General features: G+C 45.0%; 16 protein-coding genes. 3 read left to right on the forward strand and 13 right to left on the reverse strand.

Annotated features, from left to right (window positions below; genetic code table 11):
• The first annotated feature begins 187 nt into the window (after positions 1–187).
• Positions 188–1,168 carry an aldo/keto reductase gene (locus ACDJ59_RS17140; RefSeq protein ID WP_036610151.1) on the forward strand — a complete coding sequence of 327 codons (981 nt, stop codon included), beginning with the start codon at positions 188–190 and terminating at the stop codon, positions 1,166–1,168.
• Positions 1,169–1,430: 262 nt separating this feature from the next.
• On the opposite strand, the gene ACDJ59_RS17145 is transcribed toward ACDJ59_RS17140, so the two are convergent.
• The 4 genes from ACDJ59_RS17145 to ilvB all read right to left on the reverse strand — a co-directional run bounded on the left by ACDJ59_RS17145 (position 1,431) and on the right by ilvB (position 6,596).
• Complete coding sequence (locus ACDJ59_RS17145; protein ID WP_339300261.1) at positions 1,431–2,972, reverse strand: 2-isopropylmalate synthase; 1,542 nt, start codon at positions 2,970–2,972, stop codon at positions 1,431–1,433.
• A gap of 139 nt (positions 2,973–3,111) precedes the next feature.
• A complete protein-coding gene (ilvC, locus tag ACDJ59_RS17150) occupies positions 3,112–4,104 on the reverse strand; it encodes a ketol-acid reductoisomerase (RefSeq protein ID WP_036669754.1) in 993 nt (330 codons plus the stop codon).
• A 261-nt stretch (positions 4,105–4,365) separates the two neighbouring features.
• Positions 4,366–4,848 carry an acetolactate synthase small subunit gene (gene ilvN, locus ACDJ59_RS17155; protein ID WP_024628317.1) on the reverse strand — a complete coding sequence of 161 codons (483 nt, stop codon included), beginning with the start codon at positions 4,846–4,848 and terminating at the stop codon, positions 4,366–4,368.
• Positions 4,845–6,596: a biosynthetic-type acetolactate synthase large subunit gene (gene ilvB, locus ACDJ59_RS17160; RefSeq protein ID WP_036610160.1), complete on the reverse strand. Its 1,752-nt coding sequence runs from the start codon at positions 6,594–6,596 to the stop codon at positions 4,845–4,847. The genes ilvN and ilvB overlap by 4 nt, the downstream gene beginning before the upstream one ends.
• 604 nt (positions 6,597–7,200) lie before the next feature.
• Here ilvB and ACDJ59_RS17165 point away from each other — a divergent pair.
• On the forward strand, positions 7,201–7,644 hold the full coding sequence (locus tag ACDJ59_RS17165) for a GNAT family N-acetyltransferase (protein WP_237176231.1): 444 nt from the start codon (positions 7,201–7,203) through the stop codon (positions 7,642–7,644).
• 6 nt (positions 7,645–7,650) lie between these two features.
• Here the strand turns inward: ACDJ59_RS17165 and ACDJ59_RS17170 are convergent, their stop codons facing one another.
• From ACDJ59_RS17170 to ACDJ59_RS17210, 9 genes are all read right to left on the reverse strand, one after another.
• On the reverse strand, positions 7,651–8,040 hold the full coding sequence (locus tag ACDJ59_RS17170) for a hypothetical protein (protein WP_413404365.1): 390 nt from the start codon (positions 8,038–8,040) through the stop codon (positions 7,651–7,653).
• Between the two features lie 261 nt (positions 8,041–8,301).
• Entirely contained in the window at positions 8,302–9,264 is a 963-nt protein-coding gene (locus ACDJ59_RS17175; RefSeq protein ID WP_124113684.1) for an ABC transporter permease, read from the reverse strand.
• On the reverse strand, positions 9,265–10,344 hold the full coding sequence (locus ACDJ59_RS17180; protein ID WP_036610168.1) for an ABC transporter permease: 1,080 nt from the start codon (positions 10,342–10,344) through the stop codon (positions 9,265–9,267).
• Positions 10,337–11,875: an ABC transporter ATP-binding protein gene (locus ACDJ59_RS17185; protein ID WP_036610171.1), complete on the reverse strand. Its 1,539-nt coding sequence runs from the start codon at positions 11,873–11,875 to the stop codon at positions 10,337–10,339. The genes ACDJ59_RS17180 and ACDJ59_RS17185 overlap by 8 nt, the downstream gene beginning before the upstream one ends.
• Before the next feature lie 298 nt (positions 11,876–12,173).
• On the reverse strand, positions 12,174–13,214 hold the full coding sequence (locus tag ACDJ59_RS17190; protein WP_413404368.1) for a BMP family lipoprotein: 1,041 nt from the start codon (positions 13,212–13,214) through the stop codon (positions 12,174–12,176).
• Between the two features lie 579 nt (positions 13,215–13,793).
• Positions 13,794–14,153, reverse strand: coding sequence for a 50S ribosomal protein L20 (rplT, locus tag ACDJ59_RS17195; protein ID WP_413404370.1), 360 nt, complete (start codon positions 14,151–14,153; stop codon positions 13,794–13,796).
• Between the two features lie 88 nt (positions 14,154–14,241).
• Entirely contained in the window at positions 14,242–14,445 is a 204-nt protein-coding gene (gene rpmI, locus ACDJ59_RS17200; protein ID WP_017689665.1) for a 50S ribosomal protein L35, read from the reverse strand.
• Between the two features lie 24 nt (positions 14,446–14,469).
• The gene (gene infC, locus ACDJ59_RS17205; protein WP_017689666.1) at positions 14,470–14,964 is read right to left on the reverse strand and encodes a translation initiation factor IF-3; all 495 of its coding nucleotides are present in this window, start codon (positions 14,962–14,964) and stop codon (positions 14,470–14,472) included.
• A 335-nt stretch (positions 14,965–15,299) separates the two neighbouring features.
• Positions 15,300–16,538, reverse strand: a complete 1,239-nt coding sequence (locus tag ACDJ59_RS17210) for a glycosyltransferase family 2 protein (RefSeq protein WP_036610177.1) — start codon at positions 16,536–16,538, stop codon at positions 15,300–15,302.
• A 710-nt stretch (positions 16,539–17,248) separates the two neighbouring features.
• On the opposite strand from ACDJ59_RS17210, the gene ACDJ59_RS17215 reads away from it, so the two are divergent.
• Positions 17,249–17,776: a phosphatase PAP2 family protein gene (locus tag ACDJ59_RS17215; protein ID WP_017689668.1), complete on the forward strand. Its 528-nt coding sequence runs from the start codon at positions 17,249–17,251 to the stop codon at positions 17,774–17,776.
• Positions 17,777–17,803: the final 27 nt, after the last annotated feature.

The following is a 17,803-nucleotide window of genomic DNA, read 5'->3' on the forward strand; positions in this document are numbered from 1 at the left end:
AACGTCTCATAATAACTCTCTCTTTTGTATCATATTCCAAGGTCATTTGACCAAGATATACAATCTATGACTTTAATAGATTTTACCTATAAGCCAATAGAGATTAGCCTTTCCAAGTTGTTCTGACCTCCCGGCTGGGTTAAAATATAGCTGAATTCAAATTAGGTACGCAGGAGGGATAAGCAACATGCAATATTCGTATTTGGGTAAATCAGGCCTCAAGGTCAGCCGAATCTGTCTCGGTACCATGAATTTCGGGCCTGCTACAGATGAAAAAGAAGCTTTTCGCATTATGGACGCAGCACTCGATGCAGGCGTGAACTTTTTTGATACCGCTAACATCTACGGTTGGGGTGAGAATTCCGGTCTTACCGAAGAAATTATCGGACGCTGGTTCAACCAGGGTGGGGGCAGACGTGAAAAAGTAGTTCTGGCCACCAAAGTCTATGGCTCCATGCATGATGATACAGATGGCCCCAACAACGAAGCTGGCCTCTCCGCCTACAAAATCAGACGGCATCTCGAGGGTTCCCTCCGCCGCTTACAGACCGATCATATCGAGCTATACCAGATGCATCATGTAGACCCTGCCATATCGTGGGACGAGCTGTGGGGTTCGTTCGAGAATGCCGTTCAACAGGGTAAAATCGGTTATGTAGGATCGAGTAACTTTGCTGCATGGCAGATTGCAATCGCTCAAAGTGAAGCCAAGAATCGTCATTTCCTCGGCCTGGTTTCCGAACAACATAAATATAGCCTCAACTGTCGTTTGCCCGAGTTGGAAGTACTGCCCGCAGCCAAAGAGCTGGGCCTCGGCGTCATTCCATGGAGCCCACTGGATGGTGGATTACTGGGACGTAACGCTCTGCAGAAGCTGGAAGGAACACGCAGCGGAGGCATCGCTGGACGGATTGAGCAGCAGCAAACTCAGCTTGAAGACTTTGCCGCACTGTGTCGTGATCTCGGTGAACCACAGGATACGGTGGCTTTGGCATGGGTTGCAGCCAATCCGGCAGTGACCGCACCGATTATCGGACCGCGTACGCTGGAGCAGTTTGAGACCGCACTCAAATGTCTCGATGTGACTCTGGATGAAGCCGTGCTCAAACGTCTGGATGAGATTTTCCCGGGCCCAGGTGGACATGCACCTAATGCATACGCGTGGTAATAGCTTGATAGTGTAAGCCAATGCAATAGGTAATCGTGGAAAAGGTTCTGTGTTTCACTGCCATAATTATATAATTACAAGCAAAAGAGTCTGACCCTCCACAGGAGAGTCAGACTCTTTACGTCCCTCACTACACGTAACAAAGCAAGCCGAACGATCTTCTATATATCCATTAAATTAAAGATTGATCATTCTAGCAGCATACATGTATCTCGGCTTATAGTTAAGTTCAATGAAGGGTACGTGCTTCTTGCATTGAAGCCTACAGGTTAACGTTTACACGGTTCGTATATGTCTTGCGCTTCTCAATCAATTGATTCAGACCGTCTACATAGGCACGTGCACTTGCACCCAATATATCTGTGCTTACGCCACGTCCTTGTACCGAAACCTGATTCTGAGTCAGCACAACATGTACTTCACCCAATGCATCCTTACCATGTGTTACCGATTTGATGGAATAGTCAGACAACGTTACGTCTTCCCCGCTTACTTGGTCAATCGCATTGTAGATTGCATCTACCGATCCGTTACCCTCTGCTTGCTTCTCAATTGTATCACCGTCAAGCGTCGCAATGCGGACTTTGGCTGTTGGTATCGATTCATCTCCGTACGTTACGAAGATGGATTCCAGTTTATACACCTCAGGTGCATCCTGCAATTTCTCTTCAATTAGAGCGAGCAGATCTTCATCAGTCACTTCTTTTTTCTTATCAGCCAGATCTTTGAACTGGGCGAAAGCACGATTCAATGCTTCTTCTTCCAGCTCATATCCCAGATCAATCAACCTTTCACGGAAAGCATGTCGACCAGAATGTTTACCCAGTACAAGTTTGCTTTCCTTCAGACCGATGGACTCTGGAGTCATAATCTCATACGTTGTTTTTTCCTTCAACATGCCATCCTGGTGAATGCCGGATTCATGTGCGAAGGCATTTGCCCCAACAATGGCTTTGTTTCCAGGTACAACCATACCTGTCAAACGGCTAACCAAACGACTGGTCCGTGCAATCTCAGACAACTGCAGCGAAGTTTTCGCCTGGAAAAATTCCTGACGTGTCTCCAGTGCCATAGCAATTTCCTCGATCGCCGTGTTCCCGGCACGTTCACCAATGCCATTGATCGTCCCTTCGATCTGATCGGCTCCGTTGAGAATGGCTGCAAGTGTATTCGCGGTCGCCATACCCAAGTCATTATGACAGTGGGCACTCAGCTGTACCTTTTCAATACCGTGTACATTCTCCTTGAGGTGTTTGAAAATGTTGCCGTATTCATATGGGCTCAGGTAACCAACCGTATCCGGAATATTCACAACGGCTGCACCTTCTTCAACAGCCATATTTACCATTTCCACGAGGAAATCATACTCGGTACGACCTGCATCCTCAAGTGAGAATTCAATCTTCGAGAATGTTTTCTTGGCATAACGAATCGCGGAACGAGCTGTATCCAGTACCTGCGCTTTGTCCATGCGCAATTTATGCTGGCGGTGAATGGGTGAAGTTGCCAGGAAAACGTGAATGCACGGGTCCTGTGCACCTTTAAGTGCTTCCTTAACCGCATCAATGTCTTGCTCTCTGGAACGGGACAAGCCAATTACGGTCACATTTTTGACTGCATTTGCTACTGCATTGACAGCTGCCAGGTCACCTGGAGATGCCGCCGGGAAACCCGCTTCCATCCGGTCAATGCCAAGCCGCTCGAGCTGATGGGCAATTTCCACCTTTTCACGAGTGTTCAGATTGACTCCCGGGGATTGCTCTCCATCACGCAGCGTTGTGTCAAATACATAGATTTTACGCACGCTTCGCACCTCCTGTACTTGTTATTATATGTTTCTCTGAACCAGCAATAGCGGCTCACGCATAAGCACGGCCGCTATTCCCAGTTAAAGCTCTAAGTTTACTTGAATACCTTTAAGTGCATGTTCTAGAAGTTAATGCTTACTTCTTGATCCAGTGCATCATCTCACGCAATTGTCCGCCAACCACTTCGATTGGGTGTTCAGCTTCGTTACGACGAGTTGCTGTCAAGAATGCACGTCCGGATTGGTTTTCCAGAATGAAGTCGCGTGCGAATTTACCTTGTTGGATATCCGTCAGCACTTCTTTCATTGCTTTCTTCGTATCTTCAGTTACAACGCGAGGTCCAGTTACATAGTCACCGTACTCAGCTGTGTTACTGATGGAATCACGCATGCTTGAAAGTCCGCCTTCATACATCATGTCAACGATCAGCTTCAGTTCGTGCAGACATTCGAAGTATGCCATTTCAGGAGCGTAACCCGCTTCTGTCAACGTTTCGAATCCAGCTTTCACCAACGCACTCACACCACCACACAGAACAGCTTGCTCACCGAACAGATCTGTTTCTGTTTCTTCACGGAAGGAAGTTTCGATAACCCCTGCGCGTGTACAACCGATACCTTTAGCATAAGCCAAACCGATTTCCTTAGCTTTACCCGTTGCATCTTGCTCAATCGCGATCAGGCCCGGTACACCAAAACCTTCCACATAAGTACGACGTACCATGTGACCAGGGGACTTAGGAGCTACCAGCAATACATCGCTGTTTTTTGGAGCAACGATTTGACCGAAATGAACGTTGAAACCGTGTGAGAAGAGCAATGCAGCGCCTTCTTTCAGGTTTGGTTCGATTTCGTTTTTGTATACAGAAGCTTGAGTTTCGTCTGGCAGCAAGATTTGAACTACATCTGCGCGGCTTGTTGCTTCAGCCGGGGACAGAACTTCAAATCCGTCATTTTTTGCAGTGTCGAAGGATTTACCTTCACGAAGTCCGATGACTACGTTCAATCCACTATCACGAAGGTTTTGAGCTTGGGCGTGGCCCTGGCTACCATAACCGATTACCGCGATCGTTTTTCCTTTCAATACGTTAAGCTCTGCATCCTGTTCATAATAAGTAGTTACTGGCATGTTTATAAGTCCTCCTTTGTATTGTAAAGAACCCTTCATTAATGAGCGGGTGTCTCAAGGGACCGCCTCGCTTGGAGTGTCAAAAGCATCTCTGGTCTGATCCGATCCGTTCAGACACCCGCCCATTAATGCGGGAATGAAGCTATATTTTCAAGCGTTACATCACTAAAATGTTAAATTACAACTGTTAAGGGACTGACACTCACATAAGATCAACTGTATATGTTAGCTAACCGTCGTCCCTCTTCATTCATTATAACTTTATACGTTGCCGCGTACCAATGCAGTTATGCCTGTACGGGACAATTCGCGAATGCCATATGGCTTGAGCAATTCAATCATAGCATCAATTTTGTCCGTATCTCCGACTACCTGCACAATCAGGCTGCCTGGACCAACATCTACAACGGATGCGCGGAATGTTTCTACCACACCCAGAATTTCAGGACGCTCGGAAGGCTCTGCTTTCACTTTAATCAAAGCAAGTTCACGGGCTACCATCGGTTTCAGGCTGAAATCCACCACTTTAATAACATCGATGATTTTGTACAATTGTTTCTCAATCTGCTCCAGTGTTTTATCGTCACCAATGGTGACAATAACCATCCGGGAGAGTCCAGGTTCTTCCGATTGGCCTACGGTAATACTCTCAATGTTAAATCCGCGTCGACCGAACAACCCTGATACACGCTGAAGGACGCCTGGCTGATCGTTTACCAATATTGAAATCGTATGTCTAATCATTCGTCAGCATCCCCCATCAGCATTTGATCAATTGTTGCTCCCTGCGGAACCATTGGATACACATTTTCATCCTTGCGTACTACGAATTCTACAACGACTGGTCCTGGTGTATCCAAAGCTTCCTGCCAAGCACGCGCTGCTTCTTCTTTATTCGTTGCACGCAATCCTTTCACGCCATATGCTTCAGCCAGTTTTACAAAATCCGGGCTTCCTGCCAGATCAATGTGGCTGTAACGGTTCTCATAGATGAGTTCCTGCCATTGGCGAACCATTCCAAGTACCTGATTGTTAATGATCACAATTTTTACCGGTATATTGTTAATGGCACAGATTGCGAGTTCTTGGGAACACATCTGCATTCCGCCGTCACCGTTAATGGAGATAACAAGTCTGTCCGGATTGGCCATCTGAGCACCAATTGCAGAAGGGAATCCAAAGCCCATCGTTCCGAGACCACCCGAAGTTACCCATGAACGTGGTTGATTAAACTTGTAATATTGTGCCGCCCACATCTGATGTTGTCCCACATCCGTAGTCACAATCGCTTCACCTTTGGTTGTATCATTCAACATTTCAACAACCCACTGCGGTTTCAGCACTTCGTCTGAATCCGTATAGCTGTATGGCTTCTCTTGTTTCCACTGTTTGATCTGGTCTCTCCATGCATCTGCACGCTCTGCACGTCCAACTTCTTTGTTGGCTATTTCAAGTACGGTCTTCACATCACCAACGATTGGAATATCGGTTGCAATGTTTTTACCAATCTCAGCCGGATCAATATCGATATGAACGATTTTGGCATGTGGAGCGAATCCGTCCAGCTTACCTGTTACCCGATCATCGAATCGTGCGCCGATATTAATCAGCAGATCCGACTGTTGGATGGCCAGGTTGGATGTGTATGTTCCGTGCATTCCTGGCATCCCTGTCCATAGTTCATGCCCACTTGGGAATGCACCAAGCCCCAGAAGGGTTGTCGTAATCGGAATGCCTGTCTTCTCAACAAACTCGAACAGTTCTTCATGTCCTCCCGAGTATACCACACCGCCACCAGCCAGAATCATTGGACGTTCTGCTTCCTGAATGGCCTGAGCCAAACGATCAACCTGCAGTTTGTTTGGTACTGTCCGTGGATTGTACCCTCTTAATGTAACAGGTTCAGTACTCGGTTCAAACAAGGTTTTGTTGGCTGAGACATCTTTCGGAATGTCGATCAGTACAGGACCTTTACGGCCGGTGTTGGCAATATGGAATGCCTCATGAATGATACTCGACAGATCCTTAACATCTTTTACCAGATAGCTGTGTTTGGTGATCGGCATTGTAATCCCGGTAATATCCGCTTCCTGGAAAGCATCCGAGCCGATCAGGCTGGAATTAACATTTCCCGTAATGACAACCAGCGGCACAGAATCCATATATGCCGTGGCTATTCCAGTAACCAGATTGGTTGCTCCCGGCCCGGAGGTAGCGATACAAACACCAACTTTGCCGCTTGCACGTGCATATCCGTCAGCTGCATGAATTGCACCTTGTTCGTGACGGGTTAAGACGTGTTTGAAATCCTCGAAACCATACATTGCATCGTAAATGTACAACACTGCGCCACCCGGGTAACCAAATACGCAATCCACACCTTCAAGCAACAAGCTTCTCAGCAGAATCTCGGAACCGCTAATGACCTCCGGCTTCATCCATTTTTCACGTAATTCATCTGTCGATCGTACTTCTGGAATTTGAGCTCCCATTAGTCATCCTCCTCTCGGAATTTACACCATTCTGACATTTAAAGTTACAAAAAAAACCTTCCATCCCCTGCAAACAAGTTCATGCTTGCGAGGGACGAAAGGTTATCGCTTCCGTGGTACCACCCAACTTTGCCCGAAATTTCGCAATAACGGACCTTACCAGGTACAACAAAACGAATAGCTCAAACGAACATAGTCGTTTCCCATACCTGTTGTCTGTAACGCAGACATACGATTTTCCCTAATACGCAAAAGGAGTGACATCCAGTGCTTTTCAGGAAAACAGCTCCGAGGTGAGCTCGTATATAAGGGATAATGGTGGTGGTTTCAGCAATTCCAGCCACTCTCTGAGCAAAAGAGCCCTTAAAACTTCGTCCTCTTCATAGCCGATGAAATATTCTCGTTAAATGTTAGGAACATTATATGATTCCTCCAACCGATAAGTCAATACCTGTTTTGCATAAAAATTCAGAGAACCTTCCTTACTCCCTCTTCAACCTTTAAGGTTTCCCTAATCCCAGCGCTTCATTCAGTCACCTTTTATCTTGCTTCAGGCATAGGATATACGAGCAGCACGACTGGTCCTGAAAGGAGGCTCCGCATGGTGATTCGGCAACGCACATCCAAACTGGATGATGGCGCCATCATGAAGCTGATTGACACTCAACTTGTTCCTTTATCCCATATGAGCGAAAAGGAAATTAATAAAATCCGCAAAGAAATACCCCTGCGAATGAACAGGGGCATGACCTTTGTTGTCTCGCCGGAGCCAGATAAAGCTGCTGTGGCATTCATCCATTTTCTCATGCATGGGGAATTGCTCTATGTCGATATGATGGCCGTTAGTCCGAAAGAACAACGCAAACGTTACGGGCAAACTTTGTTGCTCAAAGCAGAGAGCTTTGCAGCATCCCGGGGTTGTCGAAGGTCTAAAGTAATGGTGGATGAAGGCAATACCAAAGGGCTTCAGTTTTATCAAAAAAATGGATACAGCGCAATTCGATACATCATGATAAGCCGCTGCTACGAATTGGAAAAAACATTATAGAATGTCCTAGAAAAATCCTGGTGGGCGTGGACCTGGACCATAAGGGCCGAATCCAGGACCAGGTCCATATCCGCCACCAGGTCCTCCAGGTCCATATCCCGGTCCGTAGCCTGGACCATATCCAGGGCCTGGTTTTGGTCCAGGTCCATAGCCGGGACCAAAGCCGGAACCACCTCCATAAGCATAAGGCAGTGTAGCAATAGCGAGCAGATCAAACAATACCAGTGGCAGAATCGCTTTTGTACGTACTTTTTTGCCATTCAGACGCTTCAGCACCAGTTTGTTGCCCGATACTTTCAACAGCTTTCCCGTAACCCGAGTGCCGTCTTTTTTGATTGCAACAATATTTTTGCCTATTAATTTCATCGCTTCATCACGCGTAACTTGTTGTTTCATACTTTCCCCTCCTCCTCGGATCGTTCAAAACAGTGTATTCGTCCATCACTGAATTCGCCTGTTTCTTTGTCCCTACCTGAAAATATGGGTATCCGCACGAGAACCAAAGTAAACGTGAAAAAGTGGCTTGGCCCCTCCTTGGGTTGGACTTTCACCAACAAGATCATGCGTGCCTCTGGGCACGCAGAAAACAAAAAAGGCCCGCACAAGGCGGACCCTTTATCAAAACTCTGAATAGCTAAACTGATATGGAAAAGGTTGTTACCTTTTACCCGGATCATAAGCTTCACCGAGTGCAGACGGAGCCGAAGAACGTCCAACCGCTGCAACGAGAACGATGATGGTAAGCAGGTAAGGCAACATAAAAATAATTTCCTGGGGAATACTTTGTGACCATTCAAACAACTGTACATAGTTTCGGATCGCTTGTGAGAATCCAAAGAAGACAGCCGCACCAAAGGCACCAATCGGATTCCACTTACCAAAGATCATAGCTGCAATGGCAATATAACCTTGGCCTGAAACCGTATTGTGTGAGAATGTACCCGTAGTCGTCAACGTAATCGCAGCTCCACCAATGGCCGCAAGCGCACCACTGATCATAACGCCAATATAGCGATACCGAAGCACTTTAACACCAACCGTATCAGCCGCACTTGGATGTTCACCTACAGAACGAAGGCGCAGACCAAATGGCGTTTTGAACATGATGTAATACGTCAGAAATACGAACAGAATGGCCAGATATGTCGTTGGATATACGTTCTTGAAGAAGGCTTCTCCAAGCAAAGGAATGTCTTTCAAGAATGGCACATCAAACTTGTTGAAGCCTTGAACCAATGGTGAATCACCAGAACCTTCAAACAACAGTTTAACCAAGTACAACGTACTTCCTGCTGCCAAAAAGTTAATGACGATACCACTGATAATCTGGTCTGCCTTAAATGTGATAGACGCAACGGCATGAATCAGAGATACCAGTACGCCCAATACAATTGCGAGCAAAACCCCCATCCAGGCCGATGTCGTTCCGCCCATGCCCGCTTCTTGAGCATAATGCGCCCCGATTCCAGCTGCAAAGGCACCAAAGACCATAAAACCTTCAAGTCCAAGGTTGGTTACACCTGATTTTTCCGAAAAAATTCCGCCGAGTGATGCAAAAATCAATGCCGTAGCAAAGACAAGCGTCGTATTGATAATTTGCCCAATTGTCAACAAGTCCATCTACAACACCTTCTCTTTCTTACGCTTCGAATAGAACGGTTTAAGTATCCAGCGCACGATGCCTTGTGCCGCAATGAAGAAGATAATCGAACCGATCACAATCCGAATAATCTCAGGCGGAACATCCGCAGCAAAACTCATACCTGCAGATCCGTACGTGAGGGTACCAAACAACACTGCCCCCAATAACACCCCAAACGGATGATTCAAACCAATCAGGGCAACCGCAATTCCATCAAAACCTGTTCCCGGTGAACCCGACATTACAGTCTGATACTGGAACACCCCAAGCACTTGGAAGGCACCGCCAAGACCTGCAAGCATACCACTGATAAACATCGCTTTTACGATATTCCGGTTAACATGCATACCTGCATATTCAGCCGCATTAGGGTTGTAACCTACCGCGCGGATTTCATAACCTTGTTTTGTTTTCCACATATAGATATAAAAGAGCACAGCCATCACAAGGGCAATCAACGTCCCCATGTGTACACGGGAATTGCCCATCAGCTCAGAGAGCCATGTCAAACTAATCGAAGCCGATTCGCTGATATCCACGGAACGATTCTCGCCCTTCAACAGCAAGAATTGGCGAACGATAAGGTTGGCGAGATACAGACCAATCCAGTTCAACATGATACTACTGATAACTTCATTAACCCCACGTGCCGCCTTCAGATAACCAGCAATAGCGGCCCACAGACCACCAAACAATGCACCGGCAATCAAAGCCAGTGGCGCATGAAGGTAGATCGGCAAACCTGCAAACTTAACACCAACAAATGTTGCAGCGGTCATACCAACGAGAAATTGACCTTCTCCCCCGATATTAAACAACCCTGCACGTGATGCAAATGCAAATGCAAGTCCAGTCATGATTAGTGGTGTCATTTCCCGTACTGCTTCACCAAAGTTGTACATGTCGCCAAATACCTTGGTGAACAATGCACCATAGGCTTCAATTGGATTGTAGCCACCAATCAGCATGACAACTCCACCGAGAATAAGACCCATAATAATAGCTACTACAGGTAAAATAAATGAATCTCGGGTAAACCATTTCAATACGTTATTCATGCGCAGTACCTCTCTTTTGGGTGCTGCCCGCCATCATCAAGCCGAGCTCCCTGTCATTGGTTTCTTCCGGCAGCACCTCGCCAACAATCTGGCCTTCATAAATAACAGCAATTCGGTCAGATACATTGATAATCTCATCAAGCTCAAATGAAATCAGCAGAACAGCCTTCCCTTGATCGCGCTGTGCAATCAGTTGCTTTTGCACGAACTCAATAGCCCCTACATCCAAACCACGTGTTGGTTGCGCAGCGATAAGCAGTTCAGGGTTTTTATCTACCTCACGGGCAATAATGGCCTTTTGCTGGTTTCCTCCGGACAAGGACCGAGCTTTGGTCTCGATGCTTGGTGTACGCACGTCAAATGCCTCAACAAGCCGCTTCGCCTGCTGTTTGATGGCATCGAAGTTAAGGAACCCTTTACGGGTGTATGGTGCTTTATAATACGATTCCAGAACGATATTTTCACTCACTGAAAAATCAAGTACAAGTCCGTGTTTATGGCGATCTTCCGGAATGTGGGCTACACCCGACTCCGAGATATGGCGCGGAGAATGATTGGACAGCTCCTTACCCTCCAAAAGAATTGAACCACTCTCTACTTTACGAAGTCCGGTAAGAGCTTCAATCAGTTCACTTTGACCGTTACCATCCACGCCTGCGATTCCGACAATCTCTCCTGCACGTACGTTCAGGTTAAGTTGGTTCAGAACCGAAATACCTTCTTTATTCTTGGCCGTTAATTTACTGACTTCGAGCACATTGGCTCCAGGTGTAGCCGGTTTTTTGTCCACTTTGAATGTGACATTCCGCCCCACCATTTTCTCTGCCAGCTCATTCGGATTCGTTTCCGAAGTTTTGACCGAATCAATCACTTTACCCCGACGAATAATCGTTACCGTATCGGAGATTTCCATGATTTCTTTCAGTTTGTGCGTGATCAAAATAATGGACTTTCCTTCAGCTACAAGCTTCTTCATGATGATCATCAGTTCTTTGATCTCTTGAGGAGTCAATACGGCTGTAGGCTCGTCAAATATCAGAATGTCTGCACCGCGATACAACGTTTTAACAATCTCTACACGTTGCTGCATTCCGACAGAAATATCATGAATTTTGGCATGAGGATTCACCTTCAGTCCATACTGTTCGGAAAGACGCTGAACTTCAGCGGCTGCTTTTTTATAGTTAATATTGAGACCCTTCGTTGGTTCAGATCCCAAAATAATGTTCTCTGTTACCGTGAACGGCTGTACAAGTTTAAAATGCTGATGCACCATGCCTATGCCAAGATCGATCGCTCGGTTAGGGCTGTCGATGATGACAGGCTTGCCATTCACTTCAATGGAACCTTCATCTGGCTGATAGAGACCAAATACAATATTCATCAACGTTGACTTACCAGCGCCGTTTTCGCCCAGTAGCGCATGGATCTCGCCCTTACGAAGCTGAAGGCTGATGGCGTCGTTGGCAACAATGCCTGGGAAACGCTTCGTAATTTGTTTTAACTCAACGACGGGGGTTGCTGCACCCATGTAATCACCCTTATAACTGATATAGTGTGGTTCCGCGAACGTAAAAAAAACGTCTATCGACGTACTTTCAAAGAAGACAGACCGCGCTTAGCTGAAGTTTTTCTTGCGATAATCGAATGGTTCAGCTCATTAAGAACATATCAATTCCATTATCTTAAGAAAAGCTCCTACCGGAGCGTTGGTGCACAGTGACCTTGTACAATTGTTATGATGACTTGATCAAATGTTCCTGTTCTTGCAATCATAAGGCCGGTCAAGACCGGCCCCAATGATTATTCATTTGCGACTAAGATCAAAATTACTCCGTAGGAACTTTGATTTCGCCGCTGATGATTTTTTCTTTGTACTCTTCCACTTTTGCAAGTGTATCAGCAGATACATTGGCAGTAGAAGTATCAGCAATACCTACGCCGTTTTCTTTCAAAGTCAGGTTCTCGGAACCGCCAGCGAATGTACCATCAACTACTTCTTTGTTAACGCGCTTAACTGCTTCGTCAACTTTTTTGATCATGGAAGTCAAAGTGATCTCATCACCAAACTCAAGAGATTGGTCTTTGTCAACACCGATAACCCATACATCTTGACCTTGTTTCTTACGAGCACTTGCTTCGTTAAACACACCGTTACCTGTTGCGCCAGAAGCGTGGAAGATAATATCTACGCCTTCATTGTAAAGTGTTGCTGCTGCTGCTTTACCCAAGTCAGGTTTATCAAATGCACCTGTGTAGTTAGAAATGAATTGAGCATCAGGGTTAACTGCTTTAACGCCTTCTCTGAATCCTACTTCAAACTTTTTGATCAGTGGGCTTTCCATACCGCCTACAAAACCAATTTTGTTGGATTTTGTTGTCAGACCAGCCACAACACCAACTAGGTAAGATCCTTCTTCTTCAGCAAATGTTACGGATTTAACGTTAGGAGCATCAACAACACTGTCGATGATCGCGAGTTTAGCATCAGGGTTTTGCTCAGCTACAGTTTTGATTGCATCAGCCAATTGGAAACCGATACCCCAAGTCAGATCATATCCACCTTTAACGAATTCGTTCAGGTTAGGAATGTACTCTTCATCGGATTTACTTTGCAGGTATTTAACAGCAGTACCTGTTTCTGTTTCAGTCGCTTGCAAAGCTTCCCAAGCGGATTGGTTAAAGGATTTGTCATTAACTCCACCTACGTCAGTAACCATACCGATATTGAGATCGGATTTCGTTTCAGTGGGTGTGCCACCTGTATCTCCTCCGGCATTTGTTTCTTCTTTCGGTTTGCTACCACAACCTGCGAGCATAACCGATACCGCCAGCAACATTACCAAAGACAAGCTGAGCATCTTTTTCATTTCTCTTTTTCCCCCTTAATGATATATCCCTCATTCCAATCCAGCCTACAATTGAACGGTTAACAGATAGCAGGAATGACTTTTATGCAGAATGTATGGTTTCTTCGACATTACAAGCGCATTCTCACCCTTGAAGCATCCTATCATCTGTCGAAAAACCGAACATTATGACATGGAGAGAAAAATCTAGGACTAGCCTACTAGAGGTGATTATACAATCAACCAGTGTTAAAATCCAGATGTTTCATCACCAAATATCACATATTTTTGTTCTTTTTTTATTGAAAACGCTTAATAATTTAGCGTTTTAACACACTAACGTTACAACGATGTGAAGTTATATAACAAAAACATATCGCGAACTTTAGTGATGAGAGGGATTTACCTGTTTTTATTTGTATTATTTCACCGTTCGTATTTTATGTATTCCCATGGACCGTTATTCACCAGTTATCTGGTTTCATTGTTCCCTTCCAGACTACAACCTATTCGCTCTACTCATTCAGAGATTCATCTTCGAATTTCTTCCAAGCCGTAAAAAAAGCCGCCATATAGGTACGGCGGCTTGTATCATACAATTTAAGCGTTGATTTTGCCTTTAGCTACATTAGCCAAAGAGTTGAACGCATTGATGTCGTTAACGGCCAGATCAGCCAACATTTTGCGGTTCATGTCTACTCCAGCAAGTTTCAAACCATGGATCAGTTTGTTGTAAGACAAACCATTCATACGTGCTGCAGCATTGATACGAACGATCCACAGTCTGCGGAAGTTACGTTTCGTGTTGCGACGGTCACGGTATGCGTATACCAGGGATTTCATTACTTGCTCGTTAGCTGTTTTAAAAATACGGTGTTTGGAACCGAAATAACCTCTTGCCAGTTTCAAAACCTTTTTATGACGACGACGTACTACAAAACCGCCTTTTACTCTTGCCATATTAAAGAACCTCCCAAATAAATATAAATGTATCCGTGGTATGTGTACGGCCGTAGCCGATCCCCCATACGGAATGTACTAATTAGAATTAGCCTTTCAAGTTAGCCAAGCCTTGTTTCAAACGTCTAACATCCCCGGCAGCCATAACTGGGTTACCGTTCAGAACGCGCTTAGCACGTTTGGATTTGTGGGAAAGCAAGTGGTTTTTGTGAGCTTTGTAACGAAGGACCTTACCGGAACCGGTAATTTTGAAGCGTCCTTTCAAACTGCTGTGTGTTTTCATTTTAGGCATTTTGTGTTTCCTCCTCCAATGTTATCAGGCTTTAGGAGCCAAAATCATGATCATACTGCGGCCTTCCAATTTCGGTTGACGTTCAACAGTACAAAGTTCTGCAACTTCTACCTTAACGCGCTCCAAAATCCGTTGACCAATCGCGGCATGTGCAATTTCACGTCCGCGATAACGAACAGAACATTTCACTTTGTCGCCTTCGTTCAAAAACTTAACTACATTACGAAGCTTCGTTTGATAATCGTGCTCCTCAATATTGGAACGGAACCATACTTCTTTAATATCAACAATTTTCTGGTTCTTACGGGCTTCTTTATCTTTCTTTTGTTGCTCATAGCGGAATTTGCCATAGTCCATAATACGACACACCGGCGGTTTAGCCTGTGGTGCCACATTGACCAGATCCAAATTCAGGTCAATCGCCATTTGCAGTGCTTCGCGAATGGGCGTAATCCCAATTTGTTCTCCTTCAGCTCCGACAAGGCGTACTTCCTTCGCCCGAATCTCATCATTAATCATGTGATCTTTACTAATAATCGTCCACCTCCAGGTCATTTTGAATATCCAGTTACACAAAAATAAAAGGGATGCCGGTCAAGCTACCGACATCCCTGTAATCAACACAATTCTTCATGAGTATACACTTCATAAATTATTGGGATCGTTGACCAGCCAACATGTTTGTTGATCAGGTGAGAAGTCGGACTTCTGCTTGTGATTCCATTGCTATTCGCTTTAAGGCACTTGAATACTATATCACCCATGAAATACATTGTCAACATTCTTCACAACTTTTTTTCGTGAATTACCCATTTGTGATATCAGATGTCAACAAAGTATCGCATGCATGTTCCTTACCCTTGTTTGCTTTGCACCTCATCCAACCGTACAACACGTGTATGTTGAGTGTGGCTCCACTGTTTGTTGTTCTGTGTAAAGAAAGCGTAGAACGTAATCGGGTACCAAGACAGCAGGTAGATCGGGAACAAAATCAGATATAGATAAACTTTGGCAAAGGTAACCTTCTCCAGCGCCATGGACAACAGGAACGTCAGAATGTTCAAACCAATAGCCACGAACCCAACCCATAACGGGAAGTATCCATAAATATTAGCAATGTGCGGACCACTGAATATAGCCATGTCTACCCACATCACAGCCGTCATCAGGAACGTAAGCAACACCACATAGACATTGGCTCCGTAGATAGCAAGGTCAAATTTCACCAGGCTTCTTTCCTTAATGGACTGCCATAGCAGCGGGAAGAAGTATCTACGCGCAACTGTAAAGTGACCTTGCATCCAGCGCAGACGTTGTCGCGCTGAAGCTTTGAATGTTAATGGCTTCTCATCAAATACTTTGGCGTCATAGTTGAAAACAGGATACACATTACGTTGCACACTGCGCATCGTAAACTCCAGATCCTCAACCAGACTTGTTGCACCCCAACCAATTTCCTTCAACAGGTTGGTCTCAAAGCACATTCCGGTTCCTCCAAGGAAATTCGCCATATTCAAGTTATGACGAGACAACTGCCACAGACGGTTGATGTACCAGTAAGATACACCGTAAGCTGCAGTAATCCAGGAATCCTCCGGATTTTTCGTATCAATGTATCCTTGGATAACACGCGAACCATTGTTCAAGTCATCATTCATCTCAAGCAAGAAGTTACGGTCAACCAGGTTATCCGCGTCAAACATAACAACTGCGTCATACTGACGTGGCAATTTCCACAGGTACTTAAGCATCCATTCGATGGCGTACCCTTTACCTCTTAAATCGGCATTGGTACGTACACAGGCGTTTAATCCATGCTCTCTGACAATTTGAGCCGTTCCATCCGTACAGTTGTCACAGATGACAAACACATCGTACAGATCTTCCGGATAATCAAGTTGTTTCAAGTTCTCCATCAAGGCACCAATGACTTGTTCCTCATTGTGAGCTGCGACGAGTACAGCGAATGACTTTGTCGCCGGATAATGTTTCTTTTTCTTTTTCTTAATCAGACCGAACAGCGAAAACGTGAATTGGTACACGGCTAGCAGTGCCAGAATGACCTGCATCGTGACGAATATAGCGTCCAACATCGTTCTCTGTTACCCCCTTTTTTTCAAAACCCAGTTTACTCAAGCATTTCTCTTCCTGATTCTGCAATTTATTTTTTTTTGATCTGCAGAATATGACCCTGTTCTTTTGTGTACTACGTGAATATATCAGGCAATGTTTCAAAGCTTGGTTGCTATCAGTTGGCTGCTTTATCGATTCTGTATCCTTTTCAGTCATTTGTCAAAACCCCAATTCCACTTTTTGAAGCAGAAATGTGATCTTTAAACGCTGAATAGACACTTCGTGATACCACAACCTCGCATTCATGCCTGTTATATCTTATTTTCAGCCGTTTACTTGATTTTTATTTCTAAAGTCCCTGCTTTTTTCATCAGCATGTTATTCTTCGTCAGAGGCTCTATAACAAATAACGCAAACAGACCTCAAAAAGTTTGAAACAGAACTCACATTTTTTTACCTCATTTCAGCCATGTTGAATCATTGTATCTTTTTTGGCTGACCCAAGTCAAAAAGTTAAGATGGGTATATATCCACTCTTTAACATGAATTTCACGTTCTTTACATGGGTTCTTCTTGAAAAGGACAACATTTAAAAATATGATAAACATATACCTGAAATAACCTCAAGTTCATGAAAAACGGTTATATACTAATCAGGACGAAACCGGATGCAGAAAATCACCGGAAATAATGCCGCCATTACGGGCGGCCTGACTGGCAGGAGGCCAATATGAGCCGTTTATTCTTAAAGTTTCAAGATTATGATCGAAATGTTTTTATGTGGATCAACGGCCGACTTCATAATCGTTTTATGAATTTTTGGCTGTATTATTTCACCCATCTGGGTGGAGCAACTTCATCTATTGCAATATCGTTGTTAATCTGGCTGCTTGCTCCAGCTCCATGGAGCACAACAGGACTCCAGGCATGTATCGCCCTTGCGGTCAGCCACATCCCTGTAGCCATCGCGAAAAAATTGTATCCCCGCATTCGACCTTATCTGGCCTTGCCGGATACAATTACGTTCCGTAATCCCCTGACGGATCACTCGTTTCCTTCAGGGCACACAACTGCCATTTTTTCGGTCACGGTTCCCTTTATGACCACTGATCCGATCTTATTGCTAATATTGTTGCCTGTGGCCCTTATTGTCGGATTCTCTCGAATTTATCTGGGATTACACTATCCTTCCGATGTTCTGGCAGGTGCCACAATAGGTACTTTAGTCGCACTTGCAACAGTTGCATTCTGGTCTTAAAGCCGATATGTTAGACTCAGAAAAACC

It is taken from the genome of Paenibacillus amylolyticus (assembly GCF_047302515.1).
Taxonomy (GTDB): domain Bacteria; phylum Bacillota; class Bacilli; order Paenibacillales; family Paenibacillaceae; genus Paenibacillus; species Paenibacillus amylolyticus_G.